At 41.9% G+C, this 18,250-nt stretch carries 26 protein-coding genes; 11 read left to right on the top strand and 15 right to left on the bottom strand.

Annotated elements, in window-relative coordinates; genetic code table 11:
* Positions 1 to 123 precede the first annotated feature (123 nt).
* The 8 genes from IPP77_00545 to IPP77_00510 all read right to left on the bottom strand — a co-directional run bounded on the left by IPP77_00545 (position 124) and on the right by IPP77_00510 (position 6,016).
* Positions 124 to 345 carry a hypothetical protein gene (locus IPP77_00545; GenBank protein ID MBL0308225.1) on the bottom strand — a complete coding sequence of 74 codons (222 nt, stop codon included), beginning with the start codon at positions 343 to 345 and terminating at the stop codon, positions 124 to 126.
* 1,092 nt (positions 346 to 1,437) lie between these two features.
* Positions 1,438 to 2,484, bottom strand: a complete 1,047-nt coding sequence (locus IPP77_00540; protein ID MBL0308224.1) for an inorganic phosphate transporter — start codon at positions 2,482 to 2,484, stop codon at positions 1,438 to 1,440.
* 67 nt (positions 2,485 to 2,551) lie between these two features.
* Entirely contained in the window at positions 2,552 to 3,196 is a 645-nt protein-coding gene (locus tag IPP77_00535; GenBank protein MBL0308223.1) for a DUF47 domain-containing protein, read from the bottom strand.
* 100 nt (positions 3,197 to 3,296) lie between these two features.
* Entirely contained in the window at positions 3,297 to 3,875 is a 579-nt protein-coding gene (locus IPP77_00530; GenBank protein MBL0308222.1) for a hypothetical protein, read from the bottom strand.
* Positions 3,876 to 3,978: 103 nt separating this feature from the next.
* Positions 3,979 to 4,263 (bottom strand): hypothetical protein, encoded by a 285-nt coding sequence (locus IPP77_00525; protein ID MBL0308221.1) that lies wholly within the window; start codon positions 4,261 to 4,263, stop codon positions 3,979 to 3,981.
* Complete coding sequence (locus IPP77_00520; protein MBL0308220.1) at positions 4,254 to 4,526, bottom strand: hypothetical protein; 273 nt, start codon at positions 4,524 to 4,526, stop codon at positions 4,254 to 4,256. The genes IPP77_00525 and IPP77_00520 overlap by 10 nt, the downstream gene beginning before the upstream one ends.
* A gap of 164 nt (positions 4,527 to 4,690) precedes the next feature.
* Positions 4,691 to 5,203, bottom strand: a complete 513-nt coding sequence (locus IPP77_00515; GenBank protein MBL0308219.1) for a hypothetical protein — start codon at positions 5,201 to 5,203, stop codon at positions 4,691 to 4,693.
* A gap of 237 nt (positions 5,204 to 5,440) precedes the next feature.
* Complete coding sequence (locus IPP77_00510; GenBank protein MBL0308218.1) at positions 5,441 to 6,016, bottom strand: thymidine kinase; 576 nt, start codon at positions 6,014 to 6,016, stop codon at positions 5,441 to 5,443.
* A 101-nt stretch (positions 6,017 to 6,117) separates the two neighbouring features.
* Here IPP77_00510 and IPP77_00505 point away from each other — a divergent pair, with 101 nt between their 5' ends.
* Entirely contained in the window at positions 6,118 to 6,795 is a 678-nt protein-coding gene (locus IPP77_00505) for a hypothetical protein (protein ID MBL0308217.1), read from the top strand.
* A 735-nt stretch (positions 6,796 to 7,530) separates the two neighbouring features.
* Here the strand turns inward: IPP77_00505 and IPP77_00500 are convergent.
* The 3 genes from IPP77_00500 to IPP77_00490 are packed head-to-tail and all read right to left on the bottom strand — an operon-like array spanning position 7,531 to position 9,335.
* Positions 7,531 to 7,962: a hypothetical protein gene (locus tag IPP77_00500; protein ID MBL0308216.1), complete on the bottom strand. Its 432-nt coding sequence runs from the start codon at positions 7,960 to 7,962 to the stop codon at positions 7,531 to 7,533.
* The gene (locus IPP77_00495) at positions 7,916 to 8,953 is read right to left on the bottom strand and encodes a nucleoid-associated protein (GenBank protein MBL0308215.1); all 1,038 of its coding nucleotides are present in this window, start codon (positions 8,951 to 8,953) and stop codon (positions 7,916 to 7,918) included. The genes IPP77_00500 and IPP77_00495 overlap by 47 nt, the downstream gene beginning before the upstream one ends.
* A 43-nt stretch (positions 8,954 to 8,996) precedes the next feature.
* Positions 8,997 to 9,335: a hypothetical protein gene (locus IPP77_00490; GenBank protein MBL0308214.1), complete on the bottom strand. Its 339-nt coding sequence runs from the start codon at positions 9,333 to 9,335 to the stop codon at positions 8,997 to 8,999.
* 461 nt (positions 9,336 to 9,796) lie between these two features.
* On the opposite strand from IPP77_00490, the gene IPP77_00485 reads away from it, so the two are divergent.
* The 9 genes from IPP77_00485 to IPP77_00445 all read left to right on the top strand — a co-directional run bounded on the left by IPP77_00485 (position 9,797) and on the right by IPP77_00445 (position 15,922).
* A complete protein-coding gene (locus IPP77_00485) occupies positions 9,797 to 10,186 on the top strand; it encodes a VOC family protein (protein ID MBL0308213.1) in 390 nt (129 codons plus the stop codon).
* Between the two features lie 186 nt (positions 10,187 to 10,372).
* Complete coding sequence (locus tag IPP77_00480) at positions 10,373 to 11,968, top strand: T9SS type A sorting domain-containing protein (protein MBL0308212.1); 1,596 nt, start codon at positions 10,373 to 10,375, stop codon at positions 11,966 to 11,968.
* A 1-nt stretch (position 11,969) separates the two neighbouring features.
* A complete protein-coding gene (locus IPP77_00475; protein MBL0308211.1) occupies positions 11,970 to 12,536 on the top strand; it encodes a hypothetical protein in 567 nt (188 codons plus the stop codon).
* Positions 12,533 to 12,673: a hypothetical protein gene (locus IPP77_00470; GenBank protein MBL0308210.1), complete on the top strand. Its 141-nt coding sequence runs from the start codon at positions 12,533 to 12,535 to the stop codon at positions 12,671 to 12,673. Before IPP77_00475 ends, IPP77_00470 begins: the two co-directional genes overlap by 4 nt.
* Before the next feature lie 135 nt (positions 12,674 to 12,808).
* Positions 12,809 to 13,072, top strand: a complete 264-nt coding sequence (locus IPP77_00465; GenBank protein ID MBL0308209.1) for a hypothetical protein — start codon at positions 12,809 to 12,811, stop codon at positions 13,070 to 13,072.
* Positions 13,069 to 13,914, top strand: a complete 846-nt coding sequence (locus IPP77_00460) for a GIY-YIG nuclease family protein (protein MBL0308208.1) — start codon at positions 13,069 to 13,071, stop codon at positions 13,912 to 13,914. Before IPP77_00465 ends, IPP77_00460 begins: the two co-directional genes overlap by 4 nt.
* 152 nt (positions 13,915 to 14,066) lie before the next feature.
* Positions 14,067 to 14,420: a hypothetical protein gene (locus IPP77_00455; protein ID MBL0308207.1), complete on the top strand. Its 354-nt coding sequence runs from the start codon at positions 14,067 to 14,069 to the stop codon at positions 14,418 to 14,420.
* Positions 14,413 to 15,162 (top strand): fibronectin type III domain-containing protein, encoded by a 750-nt coding sequence (locus IPP77_00450; protein ID MBL0308206.1) that lies wholly within the window; start codon positions 14,413 to 14,415, stop codon positions 15,160 to 15,162. The genes IPP77_00455 and IPP77_00450 overlap by 8 nt, the downstream gene beginning before the upstream one ends.
* 208 nt (positions 15,163 to 15,370) lie before the next feature.
* On the top strand, positions 15,371 to 15,922 hold the full coding sequence (locus tag IPP77_00445; protein ID MBL0308205.1) for a hypothetical protein: 552 nt from the start codon (positions 15,371 to 15,373) through the stop codon (positions 15,920 to 15,922).
* A gap of 17 nt (positions 15,923 to 15,939) precedes the next feature.
* Here IPP77_00445 and IPP77_00440 read toward each other — a convergent pair whose 3' ends face one another.
* Positions 15,940 to 16,287 carry a T9SS type A sorting domain-containing protein gene (locus IPP77_00440; GenBank protein MBL0308204.1) on the bottom strand — a complete coding sequence of 116 codons (348 nt, stop codon included), beginning with the start codon at positions 16,285 to 16,287 and terminating at the stop codon, positions 15,940 to 15,942.
* 175 nt (positions 16,288 to 16,462) lie between these two features.
* Between IPP77_00440 and IPP77_00435 the strand changes: the two genes are divergently transcribed.
* Positions 16,463 to 16,813 (top strand): DUF983 domain-containing protein, encoded by a 351-nt coding sequence (locus tag IPP77_00435; protein ID MBL0308203.1) that lies wholly within the window; start codon positions 16,463 to 16,465, stop codon positions 16,811 to 16,813.
* A 27-nt stretch (positions 16,814 to 16,840) separates the two neighbouring features.
* Here the strand turns inward: IPP77_00435 and lipB are convergent, their stop codons facing one another.
* The 3 genes from lipB to IPP77_00420 all read right to left on the bottom strand — a co-directional run bounded on the left by lipB (position 16,841) and on the right by IPP77_00420 (position 18,250).
* The gene (gene lipB, locus IPP77_00430) at positions 16,841 to 17,485 is read right to left on the bottom strand and encodes a lipoyl(octanoyl) transferase LipB (GenBank protein ID MBL0308202.1); all 645 of its coding nucleotides are present in this window, start codon (positions 17,483 to 17,485) and stop codon (positions 16,841 to 16,843) included.
* 4 nt (positions 17,486 to 17,489) lie between these two features.
* Positions 17,490 to 17,699, bottom strand: coding sequence for a hypothetical protein (locus IPP77_00425; protein ID MBL0308201.1), 210 nt, complete (start codon positions 17,697 to 17,699; stop codon positions 17,490 to 17,492).
* A 95-nt stretch (positions 17,700 to 17,794) separates the two neighbouring features.
* Positions 17,795 to 18,250 carry a hypothetical protein gene (locus tag IPP77_00420; protein MBL0308200.1) on the bottom strand — a complete coding sequence of 152 codons (456 nt, stop codon included), beginning with the start codon at positions 18,248 to 18,250 and terminating at the stop codon, positions 17,795 to 17,797.

Below are 18,250 nucleotides of genomic sequence, written 5' to 3'. Positions count from 1 at the left end.
GGCAGATTTTATTGCAAACCAGAAAAAGAAACCTTGTTTCAGACGCAAGGAAAACAGGTTTAGGTACTTTCAAAGAAAGATGGCAGAACCGGTGACTGTTTCCTAAAGAACTACCGACTCACTTTATAAGGTTAGAGGCAAATCGGTGGTGGCACACTGCAAAACAGTAGCCGTGCTGTTTTTTGTTTTAGGAACTTTGACAAACTGTCCGGTCTCTACGAACTGCAGGGTATAATCGCCGGGTGGCAAAACCAACTTTAAATAACCAAAGGGAGTGATGGTTCCTTCCAACTTTCCATTCAGGATTACCTTATAGTAATCGCGTTCATAATTGTCTATTCCCAATGTCTTTTAATTATACCGGACGCACAAGGCTGAGTTTGGATTCTTCGGATCCAAGGGGTCATCTTTCTTGCAAGATTGAGCAGCAAACAAAAAGGCAAAAGCTAAAAGGGTATAAACAGTTGATTTCATCAGGTTGTAATTTGTATCTGTTCGGGTGTTTATTTCCTCCAAAAATAATAAATGAACAGGAGCAAGCAAGATTTGATTGGATGAAGGATGAAAAGGAGAAACGCCTCGCGTTGCTGCGAAGCGCTAAGCACACAGAACGAATACAAATAGGTCGGGTTACAATACAAGAATATTTATTGAACGCTCACATCTGAAAACTAGGTCAGAAATTAAGCCATTTCAGCGGATATGGCTTCCAGACATAAAAGTTTTTGGAGTTTTATGTTGCTAAAAGTCCGTGATTTTTCTGTGATGATGAGTTCAAATACGATAAACTGTCTTTTAATCACTCATTTTTACTTGTTAAGCCCATGGCTAGCAGGGGTTAGGGTACTATCTTCGGATGATATATTGTCTATACGGGACATAGACAATATATTCTGCTTTAAGTTGGACTTTACGTGGTAAATCATATTGTCTATATGAGGTAAAGACAATATGGCCTTCCAAGGCTTCGTCAAAATATCCTTAATTATATTGTCTATCTGCCACATAGACAATATAATTATGCAAACTACTGCATCTCGGTTCTACACAATATTGTCTATCTGCCATATAGACAATATAAAAATAGAGAATGAAATGTAATTGAGCTGGTTATTGATGGACTTTGCCGGAAGTTGTAAGCTGTTTTGCTGGAAATGAAAGAACCTACGAGAGATATGGGTATATTATTGACGGAATGAAGACGATTTTTTATAAAAACATACATGGGTAGATAAAAGGAGCTCAGACTTTTCGTTTTGTATGGTGAAGAAAACATAGACTTAGGAGGTATGAGCCAAAGAGCGCTGCACTGCGGCAGGGATAGAGCCGGTATCCCCCGGCGTTTCAGCCGGGGATATAGGCGAAAGCCCGGCTGCCGCCATCATCATTATTTTTTAAGCCGTCGAAATAATTATCCGAAGGAGGATGGAAGTGAATTTATTCTCCTAAGAAGCCTCTGAGCGAATAGTAAAGCAGGGCGCCCATGCCGCCTGACATGGGGATGGTGAGTATCCAAGCCCAGAGAATATTGATGGTAACGCCCCAACGAACGGCGGAGATTCTTTTGGTCAGTCCTACGCCTATGATAGCGCCAGTGATGGTATGGGTGGTGGAAACTGGTATGCCCAAGCCTTCGGAAACGAAGAGGGTGAAAGCACCAGCGCTTTCGGCAGCTACGCCTTCGAAGGGGGTTAGTTTGGTGATTTTGCTGCCCATCGTTTTGACGATTCGCCAGCCGCCCATGAGGGTGCCTAAACCAATGGCGCTGTAGCAACCGATGACGACCCAATGGGGGATGTCTTTGATTTTTCCATCTACCACTATTACGTGGAGCCAGGAGGGAATTTCATTCGGTTGTAGGCCGGCTTTGCTGGTATAAACTATCATGGCGGCGGCGATGATGCCCATCACTTTTTGCGCATCGTTGCCGCCATGCCCCACGCTGAAAAGGGCCGAGGTGACGAGTTGCATCTTTTTAAACCAGCCGTTCATCTTGAAGGGGTTAGCCCTTCGGTTGGCCCAAAGAAGAAGGATGGAAAATGTGTAGGAGAGGAGCATGCCGAGGAGGGGGGCTATGACTATGAATATGACGGTTTTGGTTACCTTATCCATGTTGACGACGTCGAAACCGGCGTGGGCTATAGCTGCTCCGGCAAAGCCGCCCATCAAGGTGTGGGAGGAACTGGAAGGAATGCCACCCCACCAAGTAATCAAGTTCCAAATAATAGCGGCAACGAGGCCGCAGAAAATAACGTTGAGGGTGATGGCCTCGGGTTTGACGATACGCGCTACGGTGTCGGCCACTTTTAATTCAAAAATTCCGTAGGCCAGCACGTTGAAAAAAGCCGCCCAAAGAACGGCCTGGAAAGGGGTGAGTACCCGGGTGGAAACGATGGTGGCGATGGAATTGGCTGAATCGTGGAAGCCATTGATGAAATCGAAGATAAAGGCAATGACGAGGATAGCTATGAGAAATTCAAGCATGGAGGGAATTTTTTATTTCGCGGGTCAAGGTTCTAAGAGCGGTTTGATTTTGTGATGCAGAAACGACCTAACTGTTTTTTACAATTATGGTCTCAATCACATTGGCCACATCTTCGCATTTATCCGTAGCGGTTTCCATGTTAGAAAGAATCTCTTTCATCTTAATGACTTTGATGGCATCTTTTTCATTTTCAAATAGCCCAGCAATCGCCGTGTCGAATACATCATCGGCATGATTTTCTAAACTGTTGATTCGAACAATGGCTTCGCGAATGCGAACGGCGTTGTTCATATCCTTCATATTAGAAACAGCTACATGAATTTCTTTGGCAGAATGTTCAATGATTTCACTCAGCTTTTTCATCGGCGGAGTGATCTCATCTACTTTATAGGTATCTATTCGCTTGGCCGAGCCGTGAATAAAGTCAACAATATCGTCGAGCGAAGCGGCTAAGTAGGATATGTCTTCGCGGTCGAAAGGAGTGATGAAGTTGGAACTGAGTTCGGTAAATATTTGGTGGGTGATGTCGTCGCCGACATGTTCCAAATCGGCGATTTTCTTTTGAAGCTCGGGCCGCTTGTCATTGGGGGCGTTGATCATTTCTGAAAATGTTTTTGAAATCTCTACCAGATTGCTGGCGGATTGATTAAACAGATTGAAGAAAATTTTATCCTTGGGAGCGAAAAAGGAGAATATTTTGCCTAAAGCCATTGGAGCAAGTTTTGGTGAATTAAAGGTGTAAAAATATTATGTTCCGAATAGGAATATGCTCTATCGGGTTGAAAAGTAAAAACTTAACCTTGGCTTAACATCAGTGTACCAATTTCATAATAACACTGACTCCTTTGCTGGTTTTTAGTTCTTGTAGGATGCCATTTTCGTAGGAATAAGAAGAACTGACTCCTTTTTCGAGATTACATTCGTAGTTGCCTCCTGATTTTTTTATGATGTGGATGAGCCGAACCAACCTCTCTGAGAAGAATTTATCTATATCCTTGGGCTCAGTAAAGTATAAACTGAGGGCAGAATAATAGATCGGTTCGCTGAATTCAAGTAGCTCATTTCCTCTTTTGATGACGTATTTGGCTCCGTCCCAAAGCATGGTGACGATGAGTGTTTTTTCATCCTTCACATCTTTATAATAGCTGGAGAATAGTTTGCCCTCTTTATAAACTACGTCATAATAAGTGTAGGCTGTTTTTTTAGTAAAGAGGATGTTCATTTCGCTCTTGCTCTCCAGCTTATACTCGATGGTTTCATGATCTGTTTCTACCCGCTCTACAATGGTTCTGCCTATTTTATCGCCAAACAAATAAACATCATAAGCTCGCTTCTGACAAAAGCTTTGAAGAGAAATTACCGTAAGGAGAAGGATGAAAATATGTTTCAAGATCGGTCGTTTGAACCAGATGAAATTATAAAACATTTGGAATAATGAAGATTTTGATGGGGTGAAGCGATTCCTCATATCGCTGTCACTTCCAATGCTTTGCTTAAAGCTTTGCCGCAATCCAACTGGGAACCGTCACGCGGATATTGGACAATTTCCCTTTAAGATTTACATCCTTTTTGTGGTCATGAGGAAATCCAAAACTTCTCAGGGTGCAATTGAAGTCGGCAAAGAGCCGTAGCGATTTTTTATCGCTGCTCCAACTTATATTCGATACGTTCATTTTGCTCTGTTCGTTCACGATGAAATAACTCGTAGATTGATTGCCCAAAGAGATAGAAAAATAGGCGGGGGTGTAGGCACCTTTGTTTTCGAACTCTATTTCCATTTCAATCGTTTCAGTGAAATCCTTTCCGTTCCGTTGTTATAGGTGGGCCCCGTAAAGTTTGCATTGATGATTGTCCGAGGAGGGGTTCTGCCATCCATGGAACCATCCTTTTTTACAAGGACACCGCGCATCAATTGTCCATCGGCAAGAGCAAAGGCCCTACCCTCCACCGTGGCGCTCAGTGTGCCTTTTGCTTCATCCGTGCCAGGTGAAATCCATGAAGAGTTGAAAACATAAATAGCGAGAAGTAAAATCCACTTCATATCAGGTAGTTACATTTCGAAAATAGCGAAAACATACTCGGTATATCTGCGTCTAAACAAAAAGCCGCCTCTAAGTCAAGAGACGGCCTGCATATTGTCATCGGTGCGCTGTTGGCAGTCGAGTTTTTATTCATCACATGATTACTTAGAACTGTAATTGATTTTTATTCTCCAAAGGCAGTTTGAGCCGGGTTCTTCAACACCACCCACGAAGGGACGGTCACGTTGATGTTTTCCATTTTGCCTTTCATTCTTACTACCGGCTGAGCCTCTGCCGGAACACCCCAACGACGCATCTTGCAGTCAAACTCGGCGTTCACCACGCAGTAGCGACGATCGCCGCTCCACATCAGTTTCGTTACCTTAAACTTAGTGTCCGAAGCAATGTTGTAATACTTTTCATTGTTGTAGTGCAGCATGATTTTCTGGTCGGCACATTCTCCCAACACCCCTTCATTAAAGCCATATTCAATACTGATTCTTTCTTCGGCGGTGTTACCGTCTTCATCAAAAAACTGGTTGCCAAAAAAGCTCAGGGTATTTGCCACGCGGGTCATTTTAGGCTGTGTCGGCGAGGTACCCAAAAATACATCCGCCGATTTGTTGGCCAGTTCGGCACTGTATTTGTTTTCATCGCGGGTGTTGAACAACTGCCCATCCACAACGGCAATAAACATTCCATCGTTTTTAAGGCGGGGGTATGTCCTTGCTCCGGACTCTTCATAAATGATCCCGAAACAATCACAATCAAAATCAGAGTAGAAATGGTAAGAATGCGTTTCATAATTTTAAGGTTTATGACGTTAAAAAATCTGGTCATGTCCTTATGTTTACGCAATCGGCTGAAAAAAGATACAGTTGAGCGAAAGAAAGATGTCGTGCTAAGCTATATCAAGTGAAAAGTATTTGGAAATTCAGGCTAATGCTGCCTTGTAATAACAACTGCGACAGCGAGGTTCATAATCCTCCTTATGTCCTATCAAGATAGTATCTTTTTCAGACGATTTACGATACGAAAAGTGAGCCGCATCACCGCATTTCACACATATCGCATTGACCTTGGTAATATAGTCCGCTATTGAAAGTAGATTCGGGATTGGCCCGAAGGGATTACCTTCAAAATCCATGTCTAAGCCTGAAATAATTATTCGAGTACCGGCTCGGGCGAGTTGTTCAGAAACTGCTACTAATTCTTGATCAAAAAACTGTGCTTCGTCTATACCAACCACCTCCATGCCTTTTGACTTTGTCAAAATCTCAGAGGCGAAATGTACTGGTTGAGACGCGATGAAATTCATATCGTGCGAAACAACGTCTGTGTTATGATAGCGCTTGTCCAGCGAGGGTTTGAAAATCGCCACTCTTTTATTGGCAATATGTGCCCGTTTCAACCGCCGAATCAATTCCTCCGTCTTGCCCGAAAACATAGAGCCACAGATGACTTCTATCCAACCTGTTTGGTCCTTCCCGATAATGGGTTCTCTATACATACTAAAACGTTCATTTTCTCGTTAATACCAAGTTGCCTGTTTAAAACTCAACCTATAAACCTATAAATATACACGTACTTTTGCCCTGAAACCTACTAAATATGAAACATCCAAAAATATCCGTTTTGATGGGAAAAATAAGTGCGCTCGTTCAATCGCCTGTTTTTCTTGAAGGCTCGGTTCTGGAGCGGGATATGCTGTTGCAGCATCTCCGTGAAATGTACGATGAAGTGCTTTCAATGAACGAAAGCAAATCCATGCCAGAAAGGCAGGACCCTAAAATTGTACCAAAAGCTACTGGCTTCGAAAGCCGATTAGGGACAATAACAAGACTTCCCAACGAAAACCTTATCATGCAGGAACGGACGGAAACAAAGGAGATAAAAACAGTCAATAAGGAGGATGCTGTATCGGTTGCTGATACACAGATTCAAACCGATGTGAAAACCCCGACTATAAATGAACGTACCTCTCAAAGCAGTTCGTTAAATCAAAAACTTAAACAAGGCTCTGCAAAAGAGGTGCATCGGGTACTTTCTTCAAAGCCGCTTCGTGAACTGATTGACTTTAACAAACGAATTGCGCTGGTCAACGAATTATTCAAGGGCAATTCAGAAGCGTTTACCAATGCCATCAACCAGATTGATTCATTTCGCGAATATGAGGAGGCCGAAAAATTTGTGGTGCACGAACTGCTCACTCATTACCAATGGGATAATACCGGACAAACTACCCGTCTTTTCCTCAAACTAGTAAAGCAGCGTTTCGGAGAAGAATAGGCTTCGCCTTAATAAAAAAACCCTCCTGGGGAGGAGGGTTCTGCTTTATAAAAGAACTATCAAATACGCACGGTCCTACCCGCACATACAACCAAGATGTGGATTGGTGTTAAAGGGTTGCATCCACTTAGAAATGCAAAATGACTTGGCAGGTTTAGCCAGTTTTATTATAAGCTGCAATCCTTACAAGTCCGTAGGCAAAGCCCTAGGCGTTCGAAACCTTTTCTCCCACTGGCAATTATCATGGCTAAAGCCAATTTTAATAGGCCCATGTTCACCACGCTGAAGCGTGGTTTTATAAACCGCCATTCATGGCGGAGCCGTTGGGAGTAAAACTGGATTGGCTTTAGCCATGAATTGTCACTTTCTAACAGTTGTGGGTAAATAGCCTATGCCCTGTTGCGGAAACGATTCATTCCCAGATTCCACATAGGCTTCGGCGACTGGAAAACAGGTATATATACGTATAGGATTTGATTTGCCTTATGGTAATATTTGCGCCACCCTATGTGTAGGCTATGCCTACACCCTCCCAAGCTTTCAGCTTATAGCAGAATAATACTCCGGCTGGCAAATGTGGACCGCCTCTATCAGCGGGACGGAGGTGGTTCCCCCCAAAAAACGCTCTCAACCCCCTTTTTTATTACCTGATAATGGTACGTAACCAACCCATAATGCCACGTTCCTGGTTGATAAAGTATAGGAATCGGGTAATGAAGACTCGGAATTACCTGATTACGATACGCCATTACCTGATAATGATACATACTTGGCTGATAATTCCTTAGACTCAGCTACGTACGCGTCGTACTTACCTGATAAATATTCCAAACCAACTGATTCCGATACGCCATTACCTGATAACGATACATACTTGGCTGATAATTCCTTAGACTCAGCTACGTACGCATCGTACTTACCTGATAAATATTTCAAACCAACTGATAACGATGCCTCATTACCTGATAACGACAAATTCTTAACCGGTAATGCCGTGTTCTTGGTTAATAAAACGCCGGACTTAGTTGATAATGCTTTGGGAATGATTGATAAAATGTTTTTATCGGTGGAAAGGGTGTTAAAAACGGATAGATCGAGGGTAAACCAGCACGGGCGCCGTTTATCGCTCTTCTTTGTAATAGATCTTGTAAAACTTCCTGCCGTCATTCTCCACGCCTTGCTCTATCAGGTTGCGATCACCATGAATGTAGATGTGAAAATTCTTGTCCAACTTCAAAACGCTTTTAAAAACCCGGGCTTGCTTTTTCACCGCCTGTGGTGAAATGTCGAAGTTGTCGGTGATCTCGATTTCATTTTCCTGCCGGTAATTCGAATCAAAATTCCGGAAGGAATTTATCATTCCCGGATCGTGAAAAACCTCCTTTTCAAATTCCTCCTTATCGAAGCTTTCGTGGGTTTTGAAATAATCCACCGAACGGTTCAGCAGGTCTATCTGGTCGGCCTTGGTTACGTTGAACTCCTCTGAAAGCTGCTTGGTGACAAAGTTCTTGGCAATACCCAAAAACTCATTGGTCTGGTGAAATTCGTTGGCAACGGGCTGAACGCTCAAAAATTCATCCTTCCAATACTGCGCCTCTTCACCCCGGTTGGTATGGTCCACCACGGCCACCAGGTAACCGTCTTTCGCCTTGGTGTTGAAGATGATGCAGCCCTTGTCTAATTTCTTTACGCCAATCCCTATATCGCTTTCCAGGTCAAAACCTTTTTTCGAAGTCAGCACTTTCAGAAATGTTTCCTTGTTCTCCGACTTAAAGAAAGCGATGGCATCCACCGTTTTGTCGCCAATGGAGCAACCGGTGAAATAAGCCACCTGCAATTCACCACCTTTGATCTTTGGATGTGTGCTTTTGTCGTAAAGAATCCTCGCGGCATTCTGACTTTGCTCCACGAACGACGCCCGGTCTTCAAAAATGGATGTTACAAACTGGTAAACCGGGTTGAGTGTCACCTTAGGTAAAAAGTGAAACGCGCAAATCTCCTCGAAATTGAAACTGTTCTGTATCAGTTGCGAAAAATGCTCTTCCACTTTTTCAAACTCCGTTTCAGCAGATGAAAACCGAACACCATCTCCGTTATTCTTATTCCCTACAAAATGAACGATGAGTTTGTTCATTTTTCCTATTGAGGTTGTGTTCATGAGCGGTCGTGTAATTGTTTGGCGAAATTAAAATTAGCGGTGGTTAGGAAGTGTCAAATGGTTGGGGCTTCCTGCCTGGGGCCCATCGAAGCTGGTGCGAGCGTGTAGCAGCTTTGGTTTGGCACGAGCGGATGCTCGCGCCAGTGGGGTTGACATGACCATCCCGAGGAACATTCTTCGACCTTTGAAAGCATCCCGAACTTGTACCGGTTGGTTGAGACACCATAACTGTTCGGAAGACTTTATAATACCCTGTGGCATTGGTTTTTTGACCCATAGGGTCAAAGCCTTTGGTAGAAATATTCCAGTCGTATATGATAGTCCCTTCGGGCAATGCCATTAAGTTAAGGATTTCGACCGCGATGCGGTTTTCAAGGTTCATCCTAATAAGTGTTTGAATCTGATTTCACTGTAGCTATTATCATGGCTAAAGCCATTTAGCATGAGCCGGATGCTCACCACGCTGAAGCGTGGTGTTATAACTCCGCCATTTATGGCGGAGCATTTGGTGTAAAACTGGCTTGGCTTTAGCCACAAATAATCATGTTTTGAACACAATCACGGCTTAACTTAATGGCATTGCCCTTCGGGGCGATCCATTTTTCTATCGGACGTTCCTCTGGAACTTAAAAGAGATTCTGTTTATTTACTACCAAAGGCATAGCTCCTACGGAGCTAAAATGCACGAGTAGCAACCGTTTCGTCATCTTCCGGACACTTATGGTTGAGACACCTACTGTTAGAGAATTTGGCTGTTTCGGGAAAATTTTTCATCGCTGGATTTGGGTAAAAGGAGGGTTTGAAGATGGCTAGGGGAATGATATATTTGTGTGAAGCATTACAATGACTCGAGTTGACCCAATAATCGCAGTAAAGGATGTTGAAGCCAGTGCCAAATGGTATCAACAAGTATTCGGATTTAAGAGTGTTCATGGTGGAAAAGATTTTGCTGTTTTAAAATCTGAAGATGATGAAATTGTTCTTTGTCTTCACAAGTGGGGAGAACACAACCATCCTTCCCTTACAGACCAAGGCAAAACAGCAGGAAACGGACTGCTACTTTATTTCAGGACAGACAACATGGAAATTATTAGAAAGAATGTAGACAAAGTTGAATGTATAATTGAAGAAGAAGTTCACTTGAATCCAAATTCATTAAAGAAAGAGTTTTCATTTAGAGATTTAGATGGTTATTATCTTACCGCTACAGAATTCCACAAATATGAAGGATAGTTGCGGCCGAAAACAACGGCGCAGAGGAAGTCGGAGACTTCAATTATTAATACTTCCAAGTGGGCTACGCAACACTTGGAAGAACGGAGAGGAAATGCGAAATAAATACCTTTGAGTTTCGCATAATAAATGTTGGCATTAATTTTGGCGAACCACAACACAGACATTAACTAAACACAAAATAATATGAAAAAATCAATCTTCGGACTTCTGTTCTTTTTGACAACCATTTGTTACGGACAAATTAACTTGGAACATACCTATTCTGATGGAAATGTATCAAGAGTTCAGTTAGAAAACTCAGGCGAAAAGTATTATGTGACAGACCTGACCAATAAACAGGTAAAAATCTACAACTCTGACCACACTTTTTGGAAAACAATAAACTTGCCGACTACAACGGGGGCAACGCTAAACGCTGTTTATCATTTATCGGAAACCAAAATCAGCACAGACAATTTGATTGAAGTTATTTACACATACTACGTAAATAACGGTGGAAATCTTGAATGGGAAAGCAGGGTAATAAATGAAAATGGAACAACTCTTTTGACAGTTATAGGTGCATCAAGTTTGTTTTTTAGTGAGTTGCAAGGATTACCAAACAAATTAATCGCCTACATTTATGGAACAACCCCTTCAAGCAAAATTTATTCAGTTCCAAGTTTAAGTTTAGAACACACCTATCCTGACGGTAATGTAAGCAGAACAAAACTAGAAAACTCAGGCGAAAAGTATTATGTGACAGACCTGACTAATAAACAGGTGAAAATCTACAACTCTGACCACACTTTTTGGAAAACAATAAACTTGCCGACTACGACAGGGGCAACGCTAAACGCTGTTTATCATTTATCGGAAACCAAAATCAGCACAGACAATTTGATTGAAGTTATTTACACATACTACGTAAATAACGGTGGAAATCTTGAATGGGAAAGCAGGGTAATAAATGAAAACGGAACAACTCTTTTGACAGTTATAGGTGCATCAAGTTTGTTTTTAAGCGAATTGCAAGGGTCGTCAAGCAAATTAATCGCCTACATTTATGGAACAACCCCTTCAAGCAAAATTTATTCAGTTCCAAGTTTAAGTTTAGAACACGCCTATCCTGACGGTAATGTAAGCAGAACAAAATTAGAAAACTCAGGCGAAAAGTATTATGTGACAGACCTGACTAATAAACAGGTGAAAATCTACAACTCTGACCACACTTTTTGGAAAACAATAAACTTGCCGACTACGACAGGGGCAACGCTAAACGCTGTTTATCATTTATCGGAAACCAAAATCAGCACAGACAATTTGATTGAAGTTATTTACACATACTACGTAAATAACAGTGGAAATCTTGAATGGGAAAGCAGGGTAATAAATGAAAATGGAACAACTCTTTTGACAGTTATAGGTGCATCAAGTTTGTTTTTTAGTGAGTTGCAAGGATTACCAAACAAATTAATCGCCTACATATACGGCACTACTCCTTCAAGCAAGGTTTATGGCTTGCCCACAGTAGGGATAACAGGAATAAAAAAAGTTGTTCAAGATAATCACGTCAAAATTTTTCCAAATCCAACGTCTGATATACTTTACATCACAAGTGATTTTGACGTTGTGGTTGACAACATAAAAATCTACAATGTGGATGGCAAATGTGTATTAGAATTCCGTCAATACAGCAATCAGCCGATTAACGTATCGGGCTTAAATAAAGGAATTTACTTTATATCAGGGCATCGAGATAATGACGTGTTGTTTCATTCAAAATTTATTGTTGATTAATATGCTTAAAAGAGACGACTACATAAATCTAATTGAAGAAATTAGAAACACCGACAAGAAGTCATTAGATGAGTTTATTGAAAAAGTGCTTGAGCCATTAAGAAAGGAAAATGAAAATTTCATTGAAGTTCTTTATAAAGATATTCATTATCTTATCAAAGATGTTGACAAAGAAAGAGAAAATGATTTAGCAATTAAAAACGGTGATTTTGTTATTGAAGATGGCGATTTAAAATTGACAGGGTATCAATCAAGATTACACAACTTGTCTATTTGGTTACATATAGAAGTCTGCAAAAAAATAGCTGAAGGAAACTCATTAGTTTTTGTTCAAAAAATGGAAGACTTTGAAAAGAACTTTTTAAGCAAGCCAAACTATACACCCGAATACAAATCAAAACTTGACAAAATAAAAAGGAGTTTAAAAAAGGAGCGAAAACTTAATTTAGATGAGAAGGAGAATTTTTGGAATAAGATTTTTGACATTGACAACCTCGAATTGAAACCAAATTTTGCAGGTATTGGAATTAATGGAAATAACCTGATTGATAAATTCAGAAAACCGTGACGAGAGAAAGAAAAACTACTGCCAACATCACCTATACGCAAGCAGGGGTTTCGTGCTTCGTAGGACAGGAAAGTAGTAAATTTAAAGTTCAGTTCTTTGTAGGAAGTTTAGTGGTTAAAATCCCTGCCTGCGTATAGCTGAGAACCTTTGTGGGTCATGCTTTGGCGACAGTGCAAACTTGAGACTTTCGTGCATTGACCGAGCAGACGGACTACAATAACAGGGATGCTGAAAACTGAATAGAGTAAGCGACAAATTAAATCTACAAGACAATGGCAAAAATTCAAGAAGTAAAATCGTTTTCTGATTTCAAAGTTCAAATCGTAACCTCATTCCCCGACCTTTGTGTTTATGTAACAAAGAGTGAATCGGAAGCGAAAGGCAACGATGGTGTTTGGTGTTTTGTGAATTCATTCCCTGACAAGAAAATACAATTCGTCAACAGTTTTCCTGACTTGAAAATTCAGTATGTAAATTCTAAAAGTTCGGCAGGTTGGAAAAATCATTCTCACAAACTTCAAAACCGAATTGGATGACTGAAATAAAAGTCAGCAATATTCTTAAACTCACCGACACTGAACTTTCGCAATACAAATTACATCTTGCTTGCAGGAATACAGAGAACACTGAACCGTTGAATGTTTACTTACAGGGTTGGGACAAGTGGGTTGGATGGAATGAATGGCGAGGTGGTAAGAACGACTTCAACAGAGAATTTATTTTTAGTTTAATTCAATTCTATCACGAACCAAACAAGTGGCTCTTCGGTGGAATTTTCAAAGTGGTTCACAGACATGAGGACTGGGCAGACACAGAAGTTGGTTACGAGGTAGAATTAGTTGACTTGCACAAAGACCTTATCGGACGACTTGTAATTGACTTCTTTCGCTATCAAGGAATGAGAGGCAGAGCATACTTGCTTGAAAGTTATTACAAGGACTTTGTTGTTTCGGAAATTCTAAAGAAAACTTTTGACGGAATAAATTTCCCTGGTTATGAAAACATCAACATTGACTTCCCAGAATTAGAAACTGTTTTCAAGTTTCAAAAGAACGACTGGAAAGGTGCGTTAGAAAATGTGAAAGGCGTTTATGTAATCTGCGACAAGTCAAACGGGAAAAAATATGTTGGCTCTGCATACGGAGATTTTGGAATTTGGGCAAGGTGGAGTGTTTATGTTGGGACAGGACACGGATTCAATGACGAACTCACAAAAATTATTTCAGCAAATGGAATTGACTACGCAAGAAAAAATTTTCGCTTCGGTTTGTTAGAATATCGTTCAATGAAAATTGACGACACGACAATTATAAATCGGGAATCGTTTTGGAAAGAAGTATTGCTTACGAGAGGACAATTTGGTTACAACAAGAATTAAAATGACTGCTGCCCGTTCCTCCAGGTGTTAGCCCGGCGCAATGGAGGTTCTAATAATAGCATTCTCCGACTTGCCCAATAGACTTGCGAATAAATTTTTATTAGCGAAAAGCAATTCCTGATTCCCTGTTCTTCCAAGTGTTGCGTAGCGCAATGGAAGTATTAATAATGGAAGTCTCCGACTTCCCTATCGCTAAAGATTTAAGCTACCGGTGCCGGGTGATGCAATATTCAAAACGAGCCTGCGTTATAGATTCAAATATCAAATACAGATTTGATGATGAAACATATCTAGCTCGCTTACCCTTGAGCAAGGTCACCCAGAAGGGACGGGGTCACAGACATCTCGTTGCTCATTCCTCTCTAAAAAGATTTAGCAAAACGCGCACAGCCTCAGCCTTCGCTTCGGCGGCCTGGCAAGTGGTGAGTGCAGAAAAAGCAAATCCGCCTTCTCCGGGCAGATGGCATATTGATTTTCACATTTTAAATTTTAATTTTTATGAATAGAAAAGAAAGGCGCGCGCAGCAGCAGGCTGGCAAGCGTCAAAGCGGTAAAAACAAGAACCGCAGCAAGGGCCTGCAAAAATGGGTGGACCCCATTGGGTTTATAGTGCAGTATGTCATCATTATTCTTTTGCTCTATTCAGCGAAGGTTGGTTTAAGCAATACCAGTCCGCTGAAATTGTTGGAGCGCTGGAGGCGTTGCATCATACTGATGACCGGTAACCCATATTTTGCCACACCGGACCCCACGCTGGCAGATCAAACCCTGATGTGTGATGAACTGGAGGCGGCCATACTGGATGCCGACAGCGGAGATCATGATAAGATCGCGCATCGCAACGACGTGTTTGATGATGCCAAGGATATGTTCCGGCTGATGGTGTGGTATGTCACGACCACCGCGAAGGGCAATCGTGAGATCATCCGCAGCGCCGGCCTGGTGGAAAAAATGGGCAGGGGTCCGTCGCATGTTCCCGGACGGGTGTTGGGATTGCAGGCGGAGTATTTCGGAATCGGAAAGGTCAGGCTGTTTTGGAAGCGCGTGAGTACCGATGTTCTTTACCGGATTTACATCACCACCGATCCGGTGAACGGCACCTGGGTGGAGGTGAAGCCCGGTACTTTTCGCCTGAAGTATATCGTTTACGACCTGACGTCAGGCGTGGAGTATTACTTCCGCATGAGTGCAGAAAACTCGCTCGGCATGGGCGATGTAAGTGAGGTCTGTAACTTCAGGTGCGGATAGTTTCATTCGGTTTTAGCACCCTGTTTTACCGAAAGGGCCCTGCAGCAATGCGGGGCTTTTTTTATTTACTGTACTTCTTCGGAAAATCGTCCATTTGTCTCTCTCTGGAGAGTCTATCTCGAATTTATTTATCCTGAATACTTCTGTTGATGATATGCCGGATTATTGCCATCATTTGTATATTATTGCATCAACTAAAACATAAACCATGAAAAAGATAGCAGCTCCGTTTATACTGATTATTTTATTTCTGATAACTGACAAACCTGTTTCGGCACAAGGCTGGAATCAAGATAGGATAGGTATTTATTCGGTCGGAGTGGGAGGTGTCATGGCCTTTACTCCAGGCTTTAATGGAGGATATGGAAGTTCAAGATACAATGTGTTAACTGCTCCTGGTTTGTCCTTAAATGTTTCAGGAGATTTTAAAGTCCATCGTTTCATTAGTGTTGGTTTTCATACCGGTCTCGATTTCTTCTTTTATTCAGATGTAGCATCAATAGGTATTCCGTTTGTAGCGCGGGGTGATGTACATATTCTGGAAGCGGTGAATGCGAGCGTTGCCGTCAAACTGGATGTTTTTGCAGGAGTTACGATTGGTGGCGGTCCTGCTTTTCCTTTAGTTTCAGGTGGTGGTGTATTCGGTTTCTTGGTGGCTGGTCCACATGCAGGAGTTCGTTATTGGGTTAAACCCAACTTTGGTGTCTTTGCCGAAGCAGGATGGGGCGCTACTTTCTTGAATGGAGGGGTTACCTTTTAAGTAACGGAAGTAAAAGCCTAAAGCTTTTCGAATCTTATTTTTTCTGTCTTATTGCCTAAGCGGACATACACGAAGTATATCCCTTGTGGCAGGGAGTAAATACTCAGTACTCTTCCTGATTTATCTTCCATCAACTTGGTTCCTGCAATGTCATGAACAGATATAGCATCTGGTGGCGCACCGGTACTTCTTATCTTTATAAAGTTTGAAGAGGCATTGGGAAAGATGGAAAATTCAGCGTCTTTGTGATTGCTCTTTTTCTTGCTTGAATCCGTTTTATAAGCGAGGGGTTGGCTTTGTGAAGTCTGTGCAGGTAATATAAATATGATTAGACAGGCAAAAAGTGTAAAAAGGATTTTTGTCATGGGTTAGCAGCCAGTTGCTCCACCCTTTAGTGGAACGCTGTAAAGATATGAATTATCACCCGCAGAGTTCGATTAGTTGAAGAGAGTGCTAAATCATTTTTTGTGTTGTGAGTGATTGAACTCATTATCTTTATTCAAGAAGCCGCGTAAATTTGCGTCGGATATGAGTCGTCTGATGAATATAATAACCGGAAAATGTCCTCGCTGCGAGCAGGGCGAAGTGTTTGAGTCAAGCAATCCATATTTGGTGTCAAAAATGCTCAACACGCATAAGCGGTGCGCGCATTGCAATCTAAACTACATTCCTGAGATTGGATTTTATTGGGGAGCCACTTATGTGGCTTATGCGTTGACGGTGGCTTTCAGCGGGCTGGTGTTTGTGATTTCTACCATCATGTTTGGTTTTATGAATTCGCTGAATCTGAATTACGTGTTGGTGAATGGGATTCTGATATTTATTTTGAGTCCGGTATTCTTTCGTCTTTCCCGAATATTCTGGCTATGGATGTTTTATGAGCGAAGCTGAACAGAGCAGATAACTCTGTGGTGGTTATTACAGACCAAATTCCCGAACAAAGGTCGTAATAAATGCCTTCTTGTATTTCTCTAAATCAACAACTTGGTTCAGTTCTTTTTGAATAGAAGTAACCTGTTTATTCTCCAATCCGCATGGAATGATTTTACCGAAATAGGAGAGGTCGGTATTGATATTGATGGCTAGTCCGTGCATGGTAATGTTGCGACTTGCTTTTACCCCGATGGCGCAGATCTTTCGTTCAGGCCCTTTGTCTTTTATCCAGATGCCGGCAGCACCATCGAGTCTCTGCCCGATAATGTTATAGGCTTTAAGCGTTTCGATGATGGTTTCTTCCAGTTTGGCAATGTATTTGGCCAAGCCGATTTCCAATTTGTCTAAATCCAGAATGGGATAGACGACCAACTGTCCGGGCCCATGAAAGGTAACATCACCCCCTCGGTTGGTGTGATAAAATTCAGCCTTCATTTCTTCCTTGCTGACTAAAATATTTTCACGATGACCACTCTTTCCCAAGGTAAAAACGGGCTCGTGTTCGCAGAGAATGATTGTGTTTTGAGTAGCCACTCCTCGGAGTTTGGCTTCGACATTATTATTAAATAGTTCCTCCTGCATGTGCAGGACTTCTGCATACTTTTTTAAACCAAGGTCGAGGATTTTCATTGCATCAATTCTGGAGAGACTTCATCTGTGCTTTTTGCCGCTTCTTCATTTCCTTCACCTTCTCTTTATAATCTCTGCGGATCACCAGGCGGCCATAGGCTCGCTCCAGTTCGCGGGTGAGGGATTTAACGGGACCATTATAATTCTCGCCCAGTACGGGAATGACATAAGGAAACGGTCTTTCCAGTTGGTGAAGGTTTTTATCAGATAGCACTAAACCACTTGTGGTAGCTGTGGCGGTTGACTTTTCAACCCTAGTTGGTTGTGGTATTCCGGCATCTTTAGCAGGCTCGGTATTCGCGTTGGCTTTTATGAGTTTATCCGCAGAACTGTTCTCAAAAGGTTGGCTTCAAAATCAGCAAAAGGCTGTGCGCTGCCATATTCGCAAAACACAAAACTGGAGTCGGAAAATATAATCGAAGAGTCGGGGTCTAAATTCTGATTGAGTAAGAGGCCCGGTGTGCCCTTTAGAAAATTCATTGTTTCGTATGCGTAAATGAAATATACTTTACAAAAACGAAAATAGCCTTTGAAAGCCCAGTAGATTCTTTGGTTTTGACTTCTGCGTTCTTCTTCAATACGTTGTGCAATCTGCTGTTTCCCGGCTCGCCGATAGGCATCTACACTCTTCTGATTGGTTTTGAGGCGGACTATCAAGCTGCCGTGTTTCAGCTCGCGAAGTGTGGCAGATGCACTTTGTTGGTCCTGTGCCAATGTCCATAGACCGACCATCAAGAAGGCCATCAGAAAAATAGAATTCTTCAT

This window comes from Bacteroidota bacterium, assembly GCA_016722375.1.
Lineage (GTDB): Bacteria > Bacteroidota > Bacteroidia > Chitinophagales > LD1 > Bog-950.
Note: the sequence above shows the minus strand (reverse complement) of the source record. Positions and strands in the feature narration are given on the sequence as shown.